Annotated in this window: 19 protein-coding genes, 1 tRNA gene and 1 pseudogene; 9 read left to right on the top strand and 12 right to left on the bottom strand. The window is 66.6% G+C overall.

What is annotated here, in order from left to right; all coding sequences use genetic code 11:
- Positions 1-35: 35 nt before the first annotated feature.
- The 4 genes from AC07EQ_RS13580 to AC07EQ_RS13565 all read left to right on the top strand — a co-directional run bounded on the left by AC07EQ_RS13580 (position 36) and on the right by AC07EQ_RS13565 (position 3561).
- Complete coding sequence (locus AC07EQ_RS13580) at positions 36-611, top strand: YdcF family protein (protein WP_478388493.1); 576 nt, start codon at positions 36-38, stop codon at positions 609-611.
- Between the two features lie 78 nt (positions 612-689).
- Entirely contained in the window at positions 690-1994 is a 1305-nt protein-coding gene (locus tag AC07EQ_RS13575; protein WP_478388281.1) for a deoxyguanosinetriphosphate triphosphohydrolase, read from the top strand.
- Between the two features lie 176 nt (positions 1995-2170).
- Complete coding sequence (locus tag AC07EQ_RS13570; protein WP_132489332.1) at positions 2171-2356, top strand: hypothetical protein; 186 nt, start codon at positions 2171-2173, stop codon at positions 2354-2356.
- 110 nt (positions 2357-2466) lie between these two features.
- Positions 2467-3561: a serpin family protein gene (locus AC07EQ_RS13565; protein WP_478388280.1), complete on the top strand. Its 1095-nt coding sequence runs from the start codon at positions 2467-2469 to the stop codon at positions 3559-3561.
- Positions 3562-3656: 95 nt separating this feature from the next.
- On the opposite strand, the gene AC07EQ_RS13560 is transcribed toward AC07EQ_RS13565, so the two are convergent.
- A complete protein-coding gene (locus AC07EQ_RS13560; RefSeq protein ID WP_478388279.1) occupies positions 3657-4550 on the bottom strand; it encodes a sigma-70 family RNA polymerase sigma factor in 894 nt (297 codons plus the stop codon).
- A 68-nt stretch (positions 4551-4618) separates the two neighbouring features.
- Between AC07EQ_RS13560 and dnaG the strand changes: the two genes are divergently transcribed.
- The 5 genes from dnaG to AC07EQ_RS13535 all read left to right on the top strand — a co-directional run bounded on the left by dnaG (position 4619) and on the right by AC07EQ_RS13535 (position 9467).
- Positions 4619-6511 (top strand): DNA primase, encoded by a 1893-nt coding sequence (dnaG, locus tag AC07EQ_RS13555; protein WP_478388278.1) that lies wholly within the window; start codon positions 4619-4621, stop codon positions 6509-6511.
- On the top strand, positions 6508-7047 hold the full coding sequence (locus tag AC07EQ_RS13550; protein ID WP_478388277.1) for a hypothetical protein: 540 nt from the start codon (positions 6508-6510) through the stop codon (positions 7045-7047). Before dnaG ends, AC07EQ_RS13550 begins: the two co-directional genes overlap by 4 nt.
- Positions 7048-7114: 67 nt before the next feature.
- Complete coding sequence (locus tag AC07EQ_RS13545) at positions 7115-7873, top strand: trans-aconitate 2-methyltransferase (protein ID WP_478388276.1); 759 nt, start codon at positions 7115-7117, stop codon at positions 7871-7873.
- Positions 7874-7983: 110 nt separating this feature from the next.
- Positions 7984-8056 (top strand) — tRNA-Asn (locus tag AC07EQ_RS13540).
- Positions 8057-9230: 1174 nt separating this feature from the next.
- On the top strand, positions 9231-9467 hold the full coding sequence (locus AC07EQ_RS13535) for a hypothetical protein (protein ID WP_478388275.1): 237 nt from the start codon (positions 9231-9233) through the stop codon (positions 9465-9467).
- Positions 9468-9475: 8 nt separating this feature from the next.
- Here the strand turns inward: AC07EQ_RS13535 and AC07EQ_RS13530 are convergent, their stop codons facing one another.
- From AC07EQ_RS13530 to AC07EQ_RS13480, 11 genes and pseudogenes are all read right to left on the bottom strand, one after another.
- Positions 9476-9967 carry a hypothetical protein gene (locus tag AC07EQ_RS13530; protein ID WP_478388274.1) on the bottom strand — a complete coding sequence of 164 codons (492 nt, stop codon included), beginning with the start codon at positions 9965-9967 and terminating at the stop codon, positions 9476-9478.
- Positions 9968-9983: 16 nt separating this feature from the next.
- The gene (locus AC07EQ_RS13525; RefSeq protein ID WP_478388273.1) at positions 9984-10766 is read right to left on the bottom strand and encodes a hypothetical protein; all 783 of its coding nucleotides are present in this window, start codon (positions 10764-10766) and stop codon (positions 9984-9986) included.
- A gap of 10 nt (positions 10767-10776) precedes the next feature.
- Positions 10777-11103: a hypothetical protein gene (locus AC07EQ_RS13520; RefSeq protein WP_478388272.1), complete on the bottom strand. Its 327-nt coding sequence runs from the start codon at positions 11101-11103 to the stop codon at positions 10777-10779.
- Positions 11104-11139: 36 nt separating this feature from the next.
- Entirely contained in the window at positions 11140-11886 is a 747-nt protein-coding gene (locus AC07EQ_RS13515) for a hypothetical protein (protein WP_478388271.1), read from the bottom strand.
- Positions 11887-11920: 34 nt separating this feature from the next.
- On the bottom strand, positions 11921-13168 hold the full coding sequence (locus tag AC07EQ_RS13510; RefSeq protein ID WP_478388270.1) for a PPE domain-containing protein: 1248 nt from the start codon (positions 13166-13168) through the stop codon (positions 11921-11923).
- A 12-nt stretch (positions 13169-13180) separates the two neighbouring features.
- Positions 13181-13765: a DUF3558 domain-containing protein gene (locus AC07EQ_RS13505; RefSeq protein WP_478388269.1), complete on the bottom strand. Its 585-nt coding sequence runs from the start codon at positions 13763-13765 to the stop codon at positions 13181-13183.
- Positions 13762-14187 (bottom strand): PE domain-containing protein, encoded by a 426-nt coding sequence (locus tag AC07EQ_RS13500; protein WP_478388268.1) that lies wholly within the window; start codon positions 14185-14187, stop codon positions 13762-13764. Before AC07EQ_RS13500 ends, AC07EQ_RS13505 begins: the two co-directional genes overlap by 4 nt.
- Before the next feature lie 60 nt (positions 14188-14247).
- Positions 14248-15060 (bottom strand): ESX secretion-associated protein EspG, encoded by an 813-nt coding sequence (locus AC07EQ_RS13495; protein WP_478388267.1) that lies wholly within the window; start codon positions 15058-15060, stop codon positions 14248-14250.
- A gap of 797 nt (positions 15061-15857) precedes the next feature.
- Positions 15858-16865, bottom strand: coding sequence for an IS4 family transposase (locus AC07EQ_RS13490; RefSeq protein WP_478388266.1), 1008 nt, complete (start codon positions 16863-16865; stop codon positions 15858-15860).
- Positions 16866-16875: 10 nt separating this feature from the next.
- Positions 16876-17112 (bottom strand): annotated as a pseudogene (locus AC07EQ_RS13485) (IS4 family transposase); the annotation flags it as partial.
- A 234-nt stretch (positions 17113-17346) separates the two neighbouring features.
- On the bottom strand, positions 17347-18750 hold the full coding sequence (locus AC07EQ_RS13480) for a competence protein CoiA family protein (protein WP_478388265.1): 1404 nt from the start codon (positions 18748-18750) through the stop codon (positions 17347-17349).
- Positions 18751-19213: the final 463 nt, after the last annotated feature.

Raw genomic sequence — 19213 nt, 5'->3', positions numbered from 1 at the left:
TGTTCGGGCGCGTCCTGGTCGGCGCCTTGCTGGTGATGCTGCTGGTGATCGGCGGCACCGCGTTCCGGGTGTGGCAGGTGGCTCGCGCCGACGACCGGCGGCCGGTGGACATCGTGATCGTGCTCGGCGCCGCCCAGTACCACGGCAAGCCCTCGGACGTGCTCGCCGCGCGGCTCGAACAGGCCCTGGAGCTCTACCAGGACGGCCTGACCAAGTACATCGTCACGGTCGGCGGCCGGCTTCCCGGCGACGCCTTCACCGAGGCGCAGGCCAGCAAGAAGTGGCTGGCCGAGAACGGGGTGCCCGCCGAGAAGATCGTCGACGTCGACGTCGGCAGCGACACGCTGGGCAGCCTGCAGGCGGTCGCCGACATCTCCCAGCAGCGGGGCTGGACGAGCGCCCTCATCGTGAGCGACCCCTGGCACTCGCTGCGGGCGCGGACGATGGCCAGCGACTTCGGGCTCGACGCGTGGGCGTCCCCGGCCAGGTCCGGGCCCGTGGTGCAGACCCGCGAGGTCCAGTTCAAGTACATCGTCCGGGAAACCGGTGCGTTGCTGTACTACCGGCTCACCCACGCACCGGCGGAGATCGCCGGCGACGGCCTGGGCTGATGACCCGGGTGGGTCGACGCCGCGGCACCGCCGCCGGAATGCGGTGGTCCGTCGGGTTCGCACCGTAATCTGAGCGGGATGAGCTCCGGAGACCCCACGGGCGCCATGCCCGGCTACGACGCGCACGACCTGCGGCGGCTGCTGCCCGAGCCGCCGAAGTCGGCCGCGCCCGCCGAGGCCCGGTCGGACGACCGGAACCCGTTCGCGCGGGACCGGGCGCGGGTCCTGCACTCGGCGGCGCTGCGTCGGCTGGCGGGGAAGACGCAGGTCGTGGGCCCGGAAGAGGGCGATGTGCCGCGCACTCGGCTGACCCACTCGCTGGAGGTGGCGCAGATCGGGCGGGGCATCGCCGCCGCGTTGGGCGCAGATCCGGACCTGGTGGACACCGCCGGGCTCGCGCACGACATCGGGCATCCGCCGTTCGGGCACAACGGCGAGCGGGCGCTGAACGACCTCGCCGACGGTTGCGGCGGCTTCGAGGGCAACGCGCAAACTCTTCGCATCCTCACCCGGCTGGAGCCGAAGCTGGCCGGCTCGGACGACGTCGGCCGCGGCCTGAACCTGACCCGCGCGTGCCTGGACGCGGCGACGAAGTACCCGTGGCCGAAGCGCCCGGGCGAGGCCAAGTTCGGTGCCTACCCGGACGATCTGGCGGTGTTCGAGTGGCTGCGCGACGGCGCGCCGGAGGGCCGCCGGTGCCTGGAGGCCCAGGTGATGGACTGGTCCGACGACGTGGCCTACTCGGTGCACGACGTCGAGGACGGGGTGCTGTCGGGACGGATCTCGCTGCGCTCGCTGACCAGCGGCGAGGAGCGCGCGGAGATCGTCCGGATGGCCGCGAAGCACTTCTGGGGCGACGGCTCGGGCGACACCGCGGGGCTGCTCGACCACGCGGCGGCGGAGCTGGTGCGGTGGCCGGTGGTGGACGCGGTGCTGGACTACGACGGCACGTTCCGCGCGCAGATCGCGCTGAAGCGGCTCACCAGCGAGCTGGTCGGGCGGTTCGTGGCCGCGGCGGTGACCGGAACGGTGGAGCGCTTCGGGCCCGGGCCGTTGACCCGCTACCGCGCGGAGCTGGTCGTGCCGGAGCCGGTGGTGGCTGAGGTCGCGGTGCTCAAGGCCGTCGCGCTGCGGTACGTGATGAGCGACCCGCAGCGGTTGCGCATGCAGGAGCGGCAGCGGGCGCTGCTGACCGAACTGGTGTGGGCGCTGGCGGAGCGGGCCCCGGAGTCGCTGGATCCGGCGATGGCGCCGGCCTGGCACCGGGCGGGCGACGACCGGGCCCGGCTGCGGGTGGTGCTGGACCAGGTCTCGTCGCTGACGGACGCGCAGGCGATCTCCTGGCATCGAAAGCATGTACGGAACGTGTCCGAATCGATGTGACGTTAATCCGAAAGGGGAGAGTTGATCTGGGATTCGCCCCCAGAATTCTTACTCAGTGTGCTGCTCGGCGAGCCCCGAACGCCGACGGCACCGCCCCCGATCCCCGTCCGGCTGCTCGAAACCGTTCGGTGCAGCCCGCGGCCCGGCCCCGAAACCCGGGTCGCAAGGAGACCCCGATGCGCAACCGGCACTACATCCAGAAGCTCGTCGTCGGCGGCGAGCCGTACGTGAACACCGACAACCTGGCCGACTGGGTCCGGGACCTGCGGTGGCAGGACCCGGCGGCCCAGCGCGCGGCCCACTACATCGCCCAGGAACTCCGCCTGATGGGCCTGTCCGACATCGAGGAATCCGTCCGATAGGGCGAAGCGGGCGAGAACCCGCCAATCGCTCGCGCCCACCGTCGGCCGTTCGGCTGGCAGACTCGGGATCAGCCCCGAGTCAGCCGACGCGGAAACGGAGCCCAGCGGCCGTGAGCGAACACCTCGACTTCAGCCTGTCCTTGCACCGGCGGCTCGCTCCGCCGGCGAACACCCCGTTCTGCTGGTCGCCGTACTCGGTGGCCAGCGCGCTCGGCCTGGCCGCGACCGCGACCGGCGGCCGGACCAGGGACGAACTGGTCACCGCGCTGCGCGACGACCCGGCGGGGCTGCTGAAGCTGCTCGGCGGCGCCGCTGAGCTCTCCGGTGGCCCGTCCGCCGAGCCGCCGGTGCTGGCGGTGGCCAACACCCTGTGGGCGCACGCGGATCTCCCGATCCACCAGTCCTACCTGACCGCGCTGGAGGACTGGCCGGGTAGCGCGGTGCGCAACGCGCCCTTCCGGACCGCCCCGGAAGATGCCCGGAAGCTGATCAACGCCGACGTCGCGGAGACGACGCGAGATCTGATCCCCGAGCTGCTGAGCCCGGGTTCGGTGGTCGCGGACACGGTCGCTGCCCTGGTCAACGCCCTTTACCTGAAGGTTTCGTGGCGGGAGGCGTTCGACGAGAAGGCCACCGACCGCCGGCCGTTCCACGCCCCGGCGGGCGACCGCGACGTGCCGACCATGCGCGCCACCCGCCGCCTCGGCTACGCCGCAGCCGAAGGCTGGCAGGTCGTCAGCCTGCCGGCGGCCGGCGGCGTCGAGGCCGTGGTGCTGCTGCCGGACGCCGACCTGGGGACGGCGGAGCCGGAACTCGACGCCACGCAGTTGCGCCGTCTCCTGGCGGCCGTCGAACAGCAGCGGGTGGAGCTGTTCCTGCCGAAGTTCGACGTCACCGGCGACGCCGAGCTGACCAGGTCGCTCGGCGCGCTCGGCGTGGAGGAGCTGTTCACCCCCGACGCGGACTTCTCGCCGCTGACCGATCAGCCGCTGCGGGTTTCGACGGTCGTGCACCAGGCGGTGCTCGAAGTCGACGAGAGCGGCCTCGAAGGCGCCGCCGCGACGGCGGTGATGATGCGGCTGACCGCGATCGTCCGGGAACCGGACCCGATCCGGGTCGAGGTCGACCGGCCGTTCCTGTTCCTGGTGCGCCACCAGGCCACGGGTGCCCTCTACTTCCTGGCCCGCGTCACCGACCCGAGCTGAGCGCCGCCCGCCCCGGGTTCGCTGTTTCCGCTGGTCAACCGGGCCGTGCGTGCCTTGTGCCGCGATAGCGACACAAAACGCGCACGGCCTGCTGGTCACCAGGGGACGCGGGTGAGCTTGTCCGGGTTGACGATGTCGAAGATCGCCGCCGGGCGGCCGTCCAGCACCGCCATGGTGAACACCCGCGGGGCGGCCGTCTCGGCGTCGTTGCCCATGAACATCACGCCGAGGTCGCCGTTGACCATCACCGGCCGGATGTTCTCGACCAGGCCGTCGCCGTACTTCTCCATGAGCCCCACGATGAACCGGGCGACCTTGTCGACGCCCACCACCGGGCGCCGCGCGGTGCGGGCCTTGCCGCCGCTGTCGCCGTAGACCGCCACCGCCGGGTGCAGCACCCGGGTGATCGCTTCGAGGTCCTTCGACGCCACCGCCGTGAGGAATTCCTCAAGCACCTGCTGCTGCTCGGGCAGCGGAACCCGCTCCGGCGGGTCGGCGTCGGCCATCGCCCGCCGCGCCCGCGACGCGTGCTGCCGCGCGGCCGCCGTGCTGCACCCGACCACCTCGGCGATCTCGGCGAACGGCACGTCGAAGCCGTCGTGCAGCACGAACGCCAGCCGCTGGTCGGGCGGCAGCTCGTGCAGCACCCGCATCGCCGCCATCCGCAGGTCGTCCTGGGTCGCCACGATGTCGCCCGGGTCCGCGTCGAGCGAGGTCACCAGCGGTTCCGGCAGCCATGGTCCGACGTACTGCTCCCGTCGGACCGCGGCCGAGCGCATCCGGTCCAGGCACAGCCTGCTGACCACGGTGGTCAGCCAGCCGGTCAGGTCGCGGATCGTCTCGCGGTCGGTCGACGCCAGCCGCAGCCACGCGTCCTGGACCGCGTCCTCGGCGTCGGCGATCCGGCCCGTGAGCCGGTAGCCGATGCCGATCAGCCGGCTCCGGTGCTGGTCGAATTCCGTGGCCAGGGCGGTGTTCGTTGCGGGCACAGCCGAGATTCTGCCGCACCGGCAAGCCACCTCGAACGTGACGATCACAATGCCCCTAGACTGGGTACGTGGCAGGCAGGATCCGGGAAAGCGACATCGCCGAAGTGCGCGATCGCAACCGGATCGACGATGTGGTCGGGGAATACGTCGCCCTGCGCAACGCCGGCGGCGGCGCGCAGAAGGGCCTGTGCCCGTTCCACGACGAGAAGACTCCGTCGTTCAACGTCCGGCCCAGCCATGGCACGTTCCACTGCTTCGGCTGCGGCGAGGGCGGCGACGTCATCGCCTTCCTGATGAAGATCGAGCACCTCGGCTTCGTCGAGTCCGTCGAGCGACTCGCCGACCGGGTGGGCCTGCAGCTGCAGTACGAGGGCGGTACGCCGGGCCCGAAGCGGGATCGCGGCACGCGCGCCCGGATGGTCGAGGCGCACCGCATCGCCGCCGAGTTCTACGCGGAACAGCTCCGCTCCCCGGAGGCGCTGAAGGCGCGGGAGTACCTGACGCAGCGCGGTTTCGACGAGGCGGCGGCCGCGCGCTTCGGTTGCGGCTTCGCGCCGGCCGGCTGGGACAAGCTCACCAAGATCCTGCTGATGAAGGGCTTCGAGCTCGACGAGCTGATCAAGGGCGGCCTGTCCAAGGAGGGGCGCCGCGGCCCGATCGACCGGTTCCACCGGCGCCTGCTGTGGCCGCTGAAGGACCTCAGCGGCGACGTGGTCGGCTTCGGCGCGCGACGGATCTTCGACGACGATCCGATCGAGGCCAAGTACGTCAACACCTCGGCCACCCCGATCTTCAACAAGTCGCAGGTGCTCTTCGGCATCGACCTGGCCAAGCGGGAGATCGCCAAGCGCCGCCAGGCGGTGGTGGTCGAGGGCTACACCGACGTGATGGCGATGCACCTGGCCGGTGTGCCGACGGCGGTGGCGTCCTGCGGCACGGCGTTCGGCGACGACCACATCTCGGTGCTGCGCCGGCTGATGATGGACGACGACGCGTTCCGCGGCGAGGTCATCTTCACCTTCGACGGCGACGAGGCCGGGCAGAAGGCCGCGTTGAAGGCCTTCGACGGCGAGCAGCAGTTCGCCAGCCAGACCTACGTGGCGATCACCCCGGACGGCATGGACCCGTGCGAGCTGCGGGAGGCCAAGGGCGACGCGGCGGTGCGCGACCTGGTGGCCCGCCGGCGGCCGCTGTTCGAGTTCGCCATCCGCAGCCTGCTCACCGAATACGACCTGGACTCCGTCGACGGCCGGGTCGCGGCGCTGAAGCGCACGGTTCCGCTGGTCGCGCAGATCAAGGACCCGGCCCGCCGCGACGGTTACGCCGCGAAGCTGGCCTGGTGGGCCGGCTGGAACGACGAGAACCAGGTGGTGCGCCGGGTGCGGCAGAGCTCTGGCGCCCCGGTGCGCCAGACGCGGCGCCGTCCGCGGCAGGAGGAGGCGCAGCAGTCGCTGGGCATGGACGTCGACCTCCCGAAGCGCCCGCCCCGGCACGACCCGCGGTTCCTGCAGCGGGAGGCGCTGAAGGCGGCGCTTCAGGTGCCCGCGCTGGCAGGCCCGCTGTACGACGCTCTGCCGGAGGAAGCGTTCACCGAGTCCGCATACGCCGAGCTGCACCGGGCGTTGCTGGCCGCGGGCGGCACGGTGTCCGGGCTCTCCGGCGCGGCGTACGTGGACGCGGTGTCGCAGCAGTGCGAGAACGAGGTCGCGCGCAGCCTGCTCACGCTGCTCTCGGTGGAGAAGCTGGAGAACCAGTCGGAGGAGGACCCGCGCTACGTCGCGGCCTTGATCGCCCGGTTGCAGGAGCGGCTGGTCAGCAGGCAGATCGCGGACATCAAGTCGAAGGTGCAGCGGATGTCGCCGCTGGAGGACGCCGAGGAGTACAACGCGCTGTTCGGCGACATGGTCGCGCTGGAGGGCTACCGCAAGGCGCTGCTGGACCAGGCCATGGGGACGCTGTGATCGCCTGGGTGCGGCAGCTCGTCGCGCGGCTGAGCGGCACGGCCGACGTGCCGGCGGACTTCCCCGGCACGCTCGACGCCGAGGAGCAGGTCCTCGCGGTGGCGAAGACGGCCGATGGCGCGCTGGTCGCCACGCACCTGGGGCTGTGGCTGCCGGAGGGCCGCCGCCTCGGTTGGCACCTGCTCAGCAAGGCGACTTGGAACAACGGCGTGCTCACCGTGATCGAGGCGGAGGAAGCCGGGACGGCGGGCGACGCGGTGCTGCTGCGCGACCTGCCGGGTCGCCGGCTCGACCTGACCGGATCGAGCCGGTTGCCCGACGTCGTGCACGAACGCGTCAACCAGTCCATCCGCTCCCGCCACCACCGGGACCTGCCCGGCGGGGGAGCGTGGTTCGTGCAGCGCAAGGTGCCCGGCCGGGACGGCATCCTGTTGCAGGTCCGGCCCGATCGGGGCGCGGACGAGGCGGCGGTGGCCGAGTTCGCCGCGACCGTCGCGGAGCGCTTGCAGCAGGCGAAAGGCCCTGAGCGGGACTGACTTTCACTCGACACCGGCCGCACCCCGGATATACAGTACGGGCGTACTGTTCGATGGAGGTGTGGACGTGTGGGATCCGCAGAAGTACCTGTCGTTCAGTGACCACCGCAACCGCCCGGCCCACGACCTGATGGCCAGGGTCGGCGCGACCCGGGTGCGCCGGGTGGTGGACCTCGGCTGCGGAGCGGGAAACCTGACCTCGCTGCTGACCGGCCGGTGGCCCGAAGCGGCGGTCGAGGCGACGGACGCATCGCCGGAGATGGTCGCGGCGGCCCAGGCCCGCGGCGTGGCCGCGAGGCAGGAGGACGTGCGGGACTGGAAACCGTTGCCGGACACGGATGTCGTGCTCTGCAACGCCGTCCTGCAATGGGTGCCGGAGCACGTGGAGCTGCTGCAGCGCTGGCTGCCCCGGCTGCCGGCCGGAGCGTGGTTCGCCTTCCAGGTGCCGGGCAACTTCGAATCGCCGTCGCACGTGACGATCCGGGAGCTGGCCGCCGAGCCGCGCTGGCGCGACCAGGTGAGCGGCGTGCTGCGCCCGGACGCGGTGCTGTCGCCGACCGGCTATGCAGACGTGCTCTCCGGCCTCGGCGCGGAGGTCGACGCCTGGGAGACCACCTACGTCCACGCGCTGACCGGAGCGGACCCGGTGCTGGAGTGGGTCACGGGCACGGCCCTGCGGCCGGTCCGGACGGCGCTGGACGACGCGGCGTGGACGGAATTCCGGGCGGAGCTGGCGCCACGCCTGGCGGCGGCGTACCCGAGGCGGGCCGACGGCACGACCTGGTTCCCGTTCCGCCGCGTCTTCGTCGTAGCGCACCGCCGCTGACCAGCGGTTTCGCGGGAAGGATCAATAAGAGGGGGGTCCGGTGAAGGGCCCCGAAGGCATGGGCTAGAGTAGTCATGTCAGCGCGACAAGGGCTGACGACAACGAAACATTCCTCCGTAGCTCAATTGGCAGAGCATTCGGCTGTTAACCGAAGGGTTACTGGTTCGAGTCCAGTCGGAGGAGCAAAAGCCCAGGTCAACGACCTGGGCTTCTTCTTTTTGGTGGCGAATTTCGGCCCGAGGATGCAGAAATGCTGCAGAATCAGCCGCTGTGTTCCTGCAGGGCGTGAGTGGGGGACGTGGCGGCCTGTTAGGTGATGTGCGCACTGGGCCGGCAGCCGTAGTCGGCCGTCCGGACGGGACCAGGCGGCAATAGCGGGCATCGATGCTAGAAGGAGTACACGCCATGTCGCTCATCCAATAGCGCACGCCAGCATCGGATGGGGATGCGAGCGCGGGCCAGAACGTCCCAATCCTCATGGAGTGCCCGAATGGTCACGCCATTGAGATCGTGCCAGTCAGCCTGGTGTTGGCAGACGGGGCAGGTATTCGGGTTGAAGCTCGCGCCGCGTGCCTTCGGGGGACGCGGCTGGAGTTGCGCGGCCAGGCCAGCCTGCGCAGCTTCCTCGAGTATCGAGCGGGTGGTGTCCACCGCGCCAGGCTGGTCACAGGTCACCAGTTCGCCCAAACGGGGCCGATACCACGGGCGGAGACCGAAGATCCATGTCATCGGTGCGAGCACGTGCTTTATGTCGGTCCTGGGTCATACGGTCCGCCGCGAAATCGTCAACGGGCGGGTGGCAGTTGACCGCGTAGACGCCGCGCTGGCGCAGCTGATTGCGAGAGGACAAAGGATGACGGGGGAGACGGTACGCCGGTGCCGGGTCGTTGCGGCCATCGATTTCGGTCCGTACTGCACGGGTTTCGCGTGGGCTGTGGTCGACGAGATGCACGATGACCCGGGTAACCGTCAGATTTACGCTTACACCCAATGGCCAGCGGCGCCTGATGTTCCCTGGGTTTCGCGGAGTCGGGTTTCTGGATTTTAGAGCTACGGTCAGGACTGTGGGATGGAGTCGTTCGTACTCGATGGGTGTCAGCATGCCGAGTGCGCTGTTACGGCGCTGGCGGATCTCGCAAACCGCATTTGCGATCAGATCCGTGCCTGGGGTCACAACCGGAGTTCGCAACCGTCGTCACCCTCTATCCAGCACACGTCTCACCGGACCTGTCGCCGGGCACACTTCCTAACCGCAAATGAGACAGCCTGCTCGTCCTGGTTGCGGACTAGACGGGCATGGCCAGCTGCGGTTTGCCGCTGTTCAGCGGCGTACTTGAGGGTGTTCCAGGAGTTGCTTGTGGAAGACGATGCCGAACCAACCCATGAGGTCTTTCGAGCCGTGTTCGCCGGGCAGAACCACTTGGTGCCGGTGCACAACGAGCAGTGGAGGGGAGCCGAACTCCTTGCACTGTGCGGCGTGTTCACGACCCCGGAGCATGCGCTCGAGTGGGATGACAGCTTGCCTGCGTGTTCGTGGTGCAACGCGGAAGAGCGCTTCGGCCGGGTTGTAGTCGTTCAGCGCCCCATGGAGTAGGTATGCCTCTATCGCGTTTTCGGGGCTCGCTTTGCGACCACGACGTAGGCAGTCCACGAGGCGAGTATCGATATGATTCCGGCTGGTGTCGCAATGATCCCGATTGAGATCTTTGGTTCGCTCTCCATCAGCGGTGGGGCAACCAAACTTGCAATTATGCCAATAACGCCAATGCTCGACAGGATCACAGCTACAGCACGGGCTCTGGCGGCGGCCTTTCGGGCTCCGATCGCATCAATGTGATTATTTACGATCGTCTTGCGTGCCGACAGAACCACAGACGAAGAGAAAACAAGTCCGCCGCCGAATACTGCCCCGAGTCCGGCTAGTATGATTCCGGAACTGTCCTCGTTGGCGGCCAACACTATGCCGATGCCCAGGAGGACGAGCGAGATGAGAGGCGCTAGCAGGACATAGCCTATGCCTGTTATCGCGTACAGGTTTCTCACTGCATCGCCCTGTTGATGTGGAAGTGGGTAGTAGTTCGGCGCGTTTCTCACGGTTCTCCCGGTTTCGTCACTGGACGTGCCAGTCGGTGTCATCGCCGTCTGTCACGCTGGCGTCAGAAATGTCGGTTGTCGAGCGCGGCCACTTTCCACCTGGGAACGCGTCATTGTTGGCAAACTGCTGGCGCATGTTCGCTTGCTGTGTCTTGACCGTGTTCAGGTAAGTGACCAGGGCAGTGGCGAACGCGGCCACGGCGGCGACGACAACGCCGGTTGCCGTCACAGCGGCTCCCACACCTGGCAGAGCTCCGACTGCGGTTGCGCACGCGATGGCTGCTGCGATCATGGATGAGACATAAGTGGCAAGTGCTGCTCCGAGTGCCACCCAGAACGCGATGATTGCTCCCGCTAACTCGTTTAGCGAGGAGTCCAAGGCATCGGTTGCGGACTTGATCGCCTTTAGTGAATCCTGCTGGCTCGCGATGCTGTCTTTGTAGGCGTTGGCGGCCTGCCCGTCCCATTCATTGTCAGTTCGCAGTTGGTCGATCTTCAAGGAGGCAGACAGTTCGCTCGTTTTCGCCCCGACCTGCTCGGTCCATGCCTTCGCAGTGTCCCACAATGCCCCAGGTGATCCCGGTTGGGTGAAGAAATCAGCGAGTTCCTTGAACAGTCGATCGATCAGCTGTGAAACTTCCTGGACGCCATCCTTGATTTTTTGCCAGACGAATTCCGGCAGCCAGTCGGCGATGCTGTTGACATTGCCGACCATCTTCTCGAACTCGCCCTGAACGCGGTTCAGCAGCTCGTTTGACTTTCCGAATGCTGACTCAAACTGGGCCCCAGGTGCCGTCAAAGTCCCCTCCTCAGTAAGCGTTGTTCAACGCGTGCACGCCCGCCTCGTCCTCGCGCTGATAGGTATCAGCGCACGCCCTGAGCGCGTCCGAAATGCTTGTGAAATTTTGCTCGGCTTCCGCTAATAGTCCAGCGATCTTCTCCTGGATTTCGCGGTAGCCATCGGTGACTCCGATTTTGTCCGCGAGGTAGGAGAATCGGGCAGCGTCGAGTTTCAGGTTCTCTGCGGCGCCTTTAGAACCTGAAACCGTTCCCGCAGCATTGGTCCACGCATTCGCGTCAGAGCGAAGGGCCTCGAGCGCTACCTTGATATCCGATTGAGACGGCGGTGAACTCATGCTTCAACCTTCCAGTTCGATGCAGTATGGAACCCGTCATTCTCGGATCAGCCCGAGCCTCCGCATGAGAAGGTTCGGATTGCTCGTGAGCTGCTGGAGGCGTCCGATGGAACGACCAAACGTCTCCGGGGACACCTGCGCGTCGCGAGATGCTGCCTGCGCTGCCTCGAGAGCGCTCAGCACCTCCGTGTTGATCTCCGCCGGCCGTGCTCCCGCGACCCAGTTGGCGTCGACATCAACACCGGTGGGCTGGCCGTTTGCCATGCTCACGGTTACGTTTCCCCCAGCGCTGTGCCCGGACACCGGCCGAGCAGCCGAATCGCGCAACTGTTGCTCGAAGTCGGCTAGGTCGTGGTTGAAGTCTTCCAACAGCCCCAGGATCTCGGCAATCGTGTCTGTGGCGGCTTGGTGGGAAAAGGGCTCGGGAACTTCGGCGCCTGACCTGTCCGTCTCTGACGGGTGCTGCTCGGGCGCGCTGCTCGGCCCGCCGACCTGGGCCCAGCTGGTCGCGCCCTGAACCAGTGCAGCGTTCAATCCCTGCAGGACCGCGTCATCGAACCTTCGAGGATCGATCGAACGACGCCACGAGCTCTCAACGTCGACCGCACGAACCAACCCGGAGCCGTCCACGGTAATCCCGATCAAGCCCGTCTCGTCGCGGCCCGTGTAGCAGGTATCGGATTCGGCTTGCTGCCAATGCTGGCTCAGCTCGGCCGCCGACGCCTGAAGGCCCGCGAACCCCGCCAGTTCGTGCGCGGCTCCACCTTGTGTTTGGTAATCCACCAATTGAGTGCGTCCTCCCCAACGCCACTGCGGGCTACTGCTCGTCTTGCTGCGACGAGTTGAACCCGTCGATCACCGACGGTGCGATGACCTGGCCGGTGTCAGGATCGACCTCGGGGTCGAACTCGAAGTGTTCGTCTGTGTCCTTGATGTACTTGCGCTCGTGTTCTTCGTCCTCGGCGTTCTGCCCGCGTTGTCCTGCCCCGGCAATGCCGGCACTTGCGGCGCCACCGCGTGCATTCGCAGAACCAGAAATGCCGGCTCCGCCGGAGCCACCAACGCCCGATGAACCACCCGGCCCGAGAACTCCGCGCCCGCTGACGCCGGGACCGCTGTGACCGCCCAAGCCGCTGCCACCACGGTTGTCGGAGCCAAAGCCCCCGACGCCCCGCCCCGTCCCAGTACCAGTTGATCCACTTACCCCAGGGGCGATTCCGATGCCCACACCAGGGCCACTCCCCGCCGGCCCACCGCTAACGCCGGTACCTGCTGGAGAGGCGACAGGGGGTGGGCTGTTCGGGCTCACCCAGGCCGATCCGGATTCGGCTGGCGTACTGGTCTCATCCGACTGCGACCAACCGCCCTGGCTGCCTGACGTGGTATCGCCGCTCCCGTCGTGGATAGGTGCGCGGACGGAGCTTGGCCTCGTTGTGGAACCGAAACCGGAGTAGCCGGTGCTTGGGTCGACCGAGTTCGGGCGCTGTGTGTCGGCAACACCAACATCAGCGACGGGCGCAGGCACGGGCGGATACGGCTGCAGGGACTGCACTGTGCTGTTGGACGAAGTCCGATACGTGGCGTAGTCGTCGCGAGCCTTCTGCTCGGCCTCGTTGTGCTTGGTCTCGTGGATTTGCTGGCCCGCCAGCTTCGCGCCGAGGTTGGTTGGTGCGAGGTCGCTGAAGCCGAGATCAAGTGGCGGTACGTTGTGCGGTGCCGGCATTGAGTTCTTTGTGCGGCTGAAGTGCTCGCCCTGGCCCTCCACGCCCTTGGCCAACGCCGCCGACAGCTCTTCCGACTGCTGCACCACATCCCGGAACGGCGAAGACTCCTGCGTCATCGCCTCCGATGCGCTGCCGCTCCACGAGCTGTGGCAGCGGTTGATCGCCCCTTGAACAAGCTCGTCAACACGACGCAGTCGAGCGGTGAACTGACCAGAGAGGTTGCCCGCGGCGATCGATAGCGACGTAACCCCCACGCCGCCATTGAGCTCCCGGTGGATCTTCGGGTGATCGAACGCGAGCGCCTGGCCTTCGATCTCCTTTGGCTGGCTGAACGGCCACACAGCCCTACCTCCTCAGTTCTTGGCTGGAAGATTCGACAGCACCATGCTCGCCACCTGCTTCGCCACAGCACACGTGTCCTGATGTTCCGGGTGATCACTGTCGCCCCGATCCACGTTCACCGAGAACGCATCCTCTGGCGTCGTAGACACATAAATCCCGCAGCTATAAGTCAGAGGCTGGCTTGTCACCATCGGATAGCCGTCGATGACTTCATCCGGCGCTGTCTTGTGCACGGTTCTCAGCACACTCTTCAACCCCTGGTTCAGGGTCGTGGAAGGTGCCAGATTCACACGGAGGCCGTCAGTGTTGGCACCCCAAATACAGGAATTTTCGCCCCAGGCTGACGGGCGATGAGTAGGCGCTCCACCAGTTCCAATCTGGGCCAATTGATCGGCTTGGAGAAGCTGGCAGGGGTCGCCCACCGCTTCGAGGTTCTTCGGGTTTGCGACCTGTGGCATGGCTGGATCGCTCGGCGCCGCCTGTGAACTTGGTGCTGTGGTCTCGGTCGGTGTGCCGGCCATTTGTTGGGAGCAGCCCGCAGCTCCGAGGGCGACCACGACGGCGGCGAAAGCGAGGGCGGTGCGCGCGTGACTCATAGCTTCCCGATCTTGTTCTTATCGTCGACGCGCTCGTACTCGCGCTGGGCAGCCTCGATCTTGTCGCGGAAGTCCTGCACCCAGCGCCGCATGTCGTCGATCGTGTGAACGGCGGAGCCAGGCCGAGCAGTAAGGTGTTCGATGATCTCGGTGGTCGTGTCGACGCTCACCTCATCCTCGCCAGGCGGCAGGATGCTCCGGAACTCCTGGGCATCGTCAGACGCAAGTCGGAGTTCCTCGAGCGCAGCGTCGAGATCTGCCTTGACTGCGTTGAGCTCCTCTGGGGCGACTTCAAAGCTGCTTGCTGTCGCCCCGGCACTGGAAGCCGTGATCAAGGGAATCTGGAACATCCCTGTCACGGGGTTCAGGGCAACGGCCTGGGCGATACGTGCCTGCGTCGTCGGATCGTTCGGTGCGGTCATGACTCCCCTCTCTTGTGACTCATCGGATTCCAGCGCCCTGACCTTCATCGGCAGTTCGTGTCATCGCGGTAGTTTCTCGGCGAGCTCGGAAAGTGTGCGGGCCACCAAGCCCGGGTCGGCTGGGGCGGTCACCAGGAACTCGCCGCGTAGGTATTGGATGTACGAACCCTGGGTGGTTCCGGTGAGCAGCACGACGCTGTCGGGCGCGTGCAGCTTGCCGCGACTGTCTCGAACCGCCACCGAGAATTCCCCGTCGTGGACGCGTTCACCAGAGACCATGCGGGCGTATTCACGGGCATCGTCGCTGCGGACCTTACGAGCTCGCAGCTCGCGGATCGTCGCGCTGACTTGCGCTTGTCCCTGATGCTCTTCAGCCGACTTGCTCGCGGCCATGGCGTCTTCAAGCCGAATACTCACCGCTGCGCCGCCCACAGGAGTGATCTCAGGCCAGAGGCCCACCAACGCGCTGTAGGCGGAGGTCGGCCACACGGGATCAATGCGGATCTTGCGCCCCTCAACCCGAGTGCGAACCGCCTGATCACCTGAGATCGACACCAACCCACGGACGTGCTTGCCAAGCTGTGGCGCGAACCGCGTATCGGCCTCGGTCGACGCGTAGGCCAGCAGCCTCATGATGTCGGTAACCCACGGAACCGCCTGGCCGGCCCGGTCGAGCCATCCTCGTGCTCGCGCCTTGTCCTGGGATTTTTCCCATTCGGCAACCGGATCGTCGGGCTCTCCGAGATCGGGAAAGTACTGGAGCAGCTGCGGTGGCGGGACCAGGTGTTCCTCGCCGTCTTCCTGGTGCGCGAGTCCTGCGCCGTACCAGAGCGGGCCGAATAGGCTGCCGTCGAACTCCAGCGCCTCAGACACGAGCTCCCCCAAGCGGTTATGCCGTGATCTTCGGTTGTGCCGTGATCTTCGATGTCAGAGCATATCCAGCAGCGTTCGCGTAATTGGGTGAGTCGGATGCGGAGCCCCGATCCGCGCGTGCGATCTCACCCGAATGGTTCAACCATCTTCTCTCATCCTGCGCTCGGGTTCACAGCCCTGGCTGCGCCAAATGCGAGCGCTGGGCTGTCCGGCTCAGCGCTGGCCAGGCAAATCCAAGGCACGCCGAGAAAGGCGTTTGAAAATGCTGCAGGGTGTGATTGTGAGACCCGGGCTTCGACGAGGCCATGAAACGTCACCGCGGCTTGCCACTGCGAGGGCCGAACGAGAGGGGCAAGCTGCCTACTGGCGAGCGACAACATCCTGGCCGCTATCGGTCGCACCGTCGGGTTTCTTGTCGTCTTCTGTCGCGCACGGCGCGCCTGCGGGCGCCTGTTGCTGCGCCCGTTCGACTGCCAGTGCGTGCTCGGCTTGGGCGCTGTGGGTGGAAGCCTCGCCCTCGTTTCAACCGGATTGTTTCGCCTGCTTGTCCCTGCCTAGGCGCAATGCCGGTCGTTTAAGTGATCTTGGCTGGTCGAGGTCGGTGTCCGGTCTTGCTGGGTGCGGTGATGACGACCGCTGAGCGGGACGGCCTGCTGTCCTGGCGCTGCTGGCGGTGGCGTGCCCGTTTGGCCGGGAAATTGCTCATCTTCCTCTTGATCACGCGCGGATAGCTCCGGTTCCGGCGCTCCGGATTGATCTCATCGCAGACCTCGGCCAGCAGTAGACGATAATGATCATTACTTGCCGCGAGGGGGAAAAGACTCCGGTTTCCACACGCGGGACCGGATGACACGCACCGTGTTCTTATGCGAAATCCGATCCGGATCCAACTTCACATGATCAGCAGCATCCACCTGGACACACATCGTGGCGTAGTGCACCGCCAGATGCGCCCAGAATTCCTGCCGCACCCCATCCGGCGACTTCGACCGAAAGATCTTCTCGTTGCCCAGCTGAATGCTCTTGATCTGCTTGAGAAACCCCTCGATATCCCAGCGCTCATGGTAAAGAACCGCGAGCTCCTTCGCGGGAGCCTGAACCGGGTCCATGATCGTGGTCACCAGTCGATACAACTCACCTGACCACGGCAGCCGATATTCGATCACCCGCAACCGAAACGACGCCCGACCGGACTTCTTGGGCGGGATCACCTCCGCGATGTAGGACCCATCGGCCAGCATCTCCACCGGCTGCAGAATGAGGTTCGACGCCACCCGCCACAGCAGGTCAGTGCCGGTGTCCACCGCCTTGATCCACCGATGGAACGAATAGATATGCCGATCGGCCAGCACCAGCATGCCCGGCCTCAGCGAGCCGAACATCTCCTCGATCAACATCGTTTCCGCGGCAGCGTAGCCATCCATCCGGGCGTCAAAGACCGCGTGCGTGCCTAATTCGATCAGGCACGCCGCCTGAATCTGCGGATACGCGGTCTTGCCCTCGCCACGGCCCGAACCCGGGCGACCGAACTCCCGCTCGTTGTCCTCGGTATCGGGCACGGTGAATGTGGTTCCGTCCACCGCCGTCAATAACCAGTCCTGATACCACGCGCCGCGCGTGTCCGGTCGCGCGCGGGGCGTCATCACCGCGCGCGCCGCCGTTTCCATCGGACCCGATCCCAACCTGTGGCGAGCGGCCCCGATCGACCCGGTCGTGGGCACCCGATAACCCTGCCCGCCCCGCCCAAACACCGACATGAGGATCTTCATTGCCGACCGGTAGGACTCGTGCGGAAACAGGCACAAGACCAGCGTGAGTAGCCGGGGCCGCGGCGGGATCCAGGATGGTGGTCACCAGCCGGTAGACGGTCTGCTCGGCGCCGAGGGTGTATTCCACGACTCGGACTGTGATCGGGTCAGCGCGCCGGTAGTAGTCGCGGGAGGCCACGATCTCCGACAGGTACGAGCCGTCATCGAACTGACGCACCACGGGCAGGGCCGCGTTGGCCCGCACACGCCAGAGTAGGTCGGCCCCGGTGGCCGCGCTGCTCGCCAGGCCCGTTGGCCTGGGGTTCTTCTTTGGGGGTCGGTTTCGGTCCGAGGGTGCGGATTCGCGGCTCCGAGTCCTGCGTGAGCACAAGCCGGGCGGCGATTCGTTGGGCGATGTGTTGCCGCGCTGATGCCCACGGGTGCGGAAGATCGGAGTTCATGGTTCACCTTCTATTTCGAATGTTCGGCCTTTGTCGGCCAACACGTGCGTAGCCTCCTCGGCGCGTGCAATTGGCGTTCACGGGTTGGCGGCGATCAGGCGACTCGAGTGGAATCCCGCGCTGATGAGGTGTCGTCGGTGCGCGTTGGTCGGAACCAGGATCAGTTCGCCGGTTACGAGGGTGCTGCCGGGGAGTTGAAGATGCGCCAGATACGTCGTCGTGTCGGCAACGACGCGGACGAATGCTTCGCGCTCCACGGCGAGTGCTCGTGCGATGGGAATCAGGCTCCGCAGGGTTTGCCCATGAAGTTCTTCCGTATCGCCGGACGGCGCAGGCTGTGTCTCACCCCGGGCGTGCGCGGGCTTCTCGTTGGTTTCGGGGGCTGACTGGCCCGGCGATTGTGGCTGAAGACGCACTGCGGCGAGCTGATCCTCGCTGGCCGGTTGGGAAGAGCTGCTGCTCTGGGTGCAGCAGGCGATCGCTGGCGGCAGTGGGCGGTCGCGGCGTGCGTGGGTTCGCCATCGTGTGAGTTCTCGGCTGTAGCGCTCTGCGTGATCTCTGCCTTCTGGCGTGGACACGACCGGAAAGGTGCCCCTGCGGTCGTCGCGTCGGGTATGCACGATCACGAGCTCGCCGCTGGTTATGCGAGCCGCGAAGGTGTCGATGCCGAGCATCTTCGCGGTGTCCTCGTAACGGGAAGTCGTTGTGTTGATGACCTTCTCGTCGTGGATGGTGGTGCGCCACCGCAGGTGTCCCGGGCAGGTCTCGGTTCTGTGGAGGCGGCGTCGCCAGCATTGGCGGCCGCGGCCGCAGTCTTCCCAGTACGGGTAGACGATGCCGGTGACGAACAGCTCGATCTCGGCGATGTCCTGGCGGCGATCGCCGCGGGCCGGCCTTAGCAGCCGAACGCAGGGCACCGCTTCTTGCCATTCTTCCGATGCGCGCGAGGTCATCCACAACGGGTCGATGCCGTCGCGGCGAGTCATGGCGGTGCGGCGGCGGGCGGCCGGCACATCGATGCCGCTGACTTGGATTTCGAGCGCGAAGCAGGCGCCGTCGGGGCGTTCGAACTGCACGTCGGAGCGGTATGTGCGTCCTGGGCTGGTGACTTCTTGGCGCACGGGGTCGTTGCCTGCCTTGCGGAACGCCACGACGGTGCGGGCTTTGAGGATCTTGTGCTCTTGGCTCTCCGACGGCGAGGCCGGGGCGTGGCCGGAGCAGGTGCGTTGACCGGGGAAGTGAACCCAGTGGAAACCGCGTTCCTCGGGGACTCGCCCGGCGTAGTTGGGGTTGCGCTTGAGGTAGACGCGATGGCGCTCGATGCAGTGCGCGAAGCGCCGCCGGTGGTGGAAGCCTGGATGGGCGAGGTCTCGGTCTTCGTGGAAACGCTCGCGTTCGAAGAGTCCGGGGTGCCCGAAGTCCGGTCGGCGTGCGTCGAGCTCGTGTTCATGGTCATCGTTGGAGAACGCGATCACAGTCACGGCTGCTCCCAGCATCCGAATTACCGCTTGCGGTTCATCGTCCCGGCTACCACGACATGCCGTTCCGGACTGCGAATGCGATGAGTGAGCACGGCTGCGGCACTTGGGCTACCACCGGCGGCCAAACGAGGCCGAGACATGATTCCGCAGAGGTGGATCGTCGCCGGGCATGCATGGTCGATCTCGCCGAGGCGGGCTATTCCTGCGCCGTACGGGCGAAATTTGTGGAGCGGGCCCGAGGAGAACCTGCTTGAGACCGTTCGGAGCTGCAGGAGAGTCTGATCGGCCTATCCTGGCGAGGTCTGGTGCGCGCCGCGATCGATCGCGGCGCCCTTGCCCGCAGAGGTGCCGAGGATGTCGGGGCGGTCCTAGTAGTACTTCGTTAAGTTTGTCTTCGTTTGGGGAGTTTTCTTTGGCATGTGGGGCAAACGCCGGTCCAGCACAGTAAGACGCTTTGGAGCAG

The sequence above is a fragment of the Saccharopolyspora sp. NPDC045839 genome (assembly GCF_056431645.1).
This window is presented reverse-complemented; position numbering and strand designations above follow the sequence as displayed.

What these genes read in the sequence shown, in the direction of transcription:
- AC07EQ_RS13505 (WP_478388269.1), bottom strand. Translation starts at nt 13,765, where the DNA reads ATGAGTCACGCGCGCACCGCCCTCGCTTTCGCCGCCGTCGTGGTCGCC.
- AC07EQ_RS13570 (WP_132489332.1), top strand. Translation starts at nt 2,171, where the DNA reads ATGCGCAACCGGCACTACATCCAGAAGCTCGTCGTCGGCGGCGAGCCG.
- AC07EQ_RS13500 (WP_478388268.1), bottom strand. Translation starts at nt 14,187, where the DNA reads ATGACCGCACCGAACGATCCGACGACGCAGGCACGTATCGCCCAGGCC.
- AC07EQ_RS13520 (WP_478388272.1), bottom strand. Translation starts at nt 11,103, where the DNA reads ATGAGTTCACCGCCGTCTCAATCGGATATCAAGGTAGCGCTCGAGGCC.
- AC07EQ_RS13575 (WP_478388281.1), top strand. Translation starts at nt 690, where the DNA reads ATGAGCTCCGGAGACCCCACGGGCGCCATGCCCGGCTACGACGCGCAC.
- AC07EQ_RS13580 (WP_478388493.1), top strand. Translation starts at nt 36, where the DNA reads ATGCTGCTGGTGATCGGCGGCACCGCGTTCCGGGTGTGGCAGGTGGCT.